Consider the following 1,685-nt stretch of genomic DNA (forward strand, 5'->3'; position numbering starts at 1 on the left):
AAACAGCCAGTCGAGCTGGTTCTGTATGCGGTTGCGGGTATGCCTCTTTTCATCATAGGTGTGGTAAGCGCGGCGGGCAATTTGAATGGCTTCTTGGGGATGGTCTAGGTAGTAGCGAACTTTTTCCAGGAGTTCGGCTTCGGAGTTGTAGGTGTCGCAGTAGGTGCCGGGCGCCAAAAGTTCGTCCAATCCTGAGGCGAAGGAGAGCTGGTCAGTAAGCAGAAAGCCCCCTGCAGAAATCACTTCCAAGTTCCTTAAGTTCAGATCCCCATTTTGGCTGCAGTTAAAGGAAATCAGAGAATGGGCAAACCATTTGGCTGCCTCTTGGCGGTTGGCTGTTTTGATGAGGATGGGCAAATCTGCATTCTTTATGGCTTGAACCAGCCGGCAACGCCTGGGATGGCGGGATCCCTGTTGGCCGATAAAGACCACTTGATTTTCTCTATCTTCCACCCAATCGTGGGTAACAGTGCGCATGGAGATAAGAGGCAACCAGGCAAGATTCTCAGCGCCTGCTGCGGCAAACCAGTGCAAATGCTGGAAGTTATAGGCAGTAGCGACGTAATCAAAGCCTTCAGTAGCCCAGTAGGCCAAGAGATGGTTGATGGGAAACTCCCAGTGGTGGGTGTCTCCAGCCAGTAAAACAGTTGGACAGCCAAACTTTTTGGTATTAAGAGGATTGCTGTAGTCGAAGCTCGAAGTCCAAACGACAACTAGGTCAAACTCCTTGTCTGGAATCTGCTTAGATTGCTGCACAAAGTCAAACAGGTCATAATCTTCCCCTCCAGCAGTTGCCTACATGAGATCCTGCCGGTATTTAGCCCTAGCCAAGCCTTCGCTGATAGCCGCTTCACTATCAATACTTGGCTAGGAGCCAAGCAATTCACCTAAAGGCTTGCAGCTCCACCATGGCCAGAGTTTGCATAATTACCACTGTTCGGGATCCAGGCGTGTGCTTGGAGTCGTTCATTCGCTATCACCTTGCCCTTGGAATTGCCCATATTTATATCTTCTTTGACGATCCAGAGGATCCCGCTATTCAGGTAGCACTTCAGTTTTCCGATGTAACGGCTATTCACAACGATGAAGCTTTGCAAGTTCAACAAGCATTGGGAAATGTTCTCTATCCAAAATATGGCCCTCATACTGGCTATGAGGTCATGGCTTGCCAGATCCTTAACGTAGAAACTGCTATACAACTTGCCCTGGATCAGGGCATGGACTGGATTCTTCATATTGATGGAGACGAGCTTTTTTATCCTGGCCAGATGATGGCTTTGGATTGGTTTGATCAAGTAAGCGACGATATATTCCAGGTTACGTTCCTAAACCACGAAGCAGCTCCTGAAGTATTTGAAGTCGAGGACTATTTTCGCGATGTCACTCTATTTAAGAAAAACCCTGCTGCCTTAGAGCCAGGGCTCTGTACTGAGTTTCAGAGAGTTTCCGGCAAGAGTCAATACTTTTTAGCTTACCAAAATGGAAAGTCAGCAGCTCGGATCCATCCCACTCTCTTACCCAATAGCGTACAAGCTTTGATATTCCAGAATGTCATACCTTGGTAACATCATTCCCCTCTATTTTGCACTACTTAAACTGCGGCTTTCAAAACTACTATAAAAAGTATGCTCAACTGGGAAACTTTCCTGACTACTGGTGGCGCTCAAAGTCTAATCCTATTCGGG

2 protein-coding genes are annotated in these 1,685 nt (G+C 47.5%); one reads left to right on the plus strand and one right to left on the minus strand.

Features of this window, described 5'->3' with window-relative positions; all coding sequences use genetic code 11:
- Positions 1 to 756, minus strand: a 756-nt coding sequence (locus tag NW860_RS07290) for a glycosyltransferase (protein ID WP_414513352.1), incomplete at its 3' end; no start/stop codon positions are given.
- 200 nt (positions 757 to 956) lie between these two features.
- On the opposite strand from NW860_RS07290, the gene NW860_RS07295 reads away from it, so the two are divergent.
- Positions 957 to 1,565, plus strand: coding sequence for a glycosyltransferase family 2 protein (locus NW860_RS07295; protein ID WP_414513354.1), 609 nt, complete (start codon positions 957 to 959; stop codon positions 1,563 to 1,565).
- Positions 1,566 to 1,685 lie beyond the last annotated feature (120 nt).

Source organism: Synechococcus sp. F70.1 (assembly GCF_047502745.1).
Lineage (GTDB): Bacteria > Cyanobacteriota > Cyanobacteriia > Thermostichales > Thermostichaceae > Thermostichus.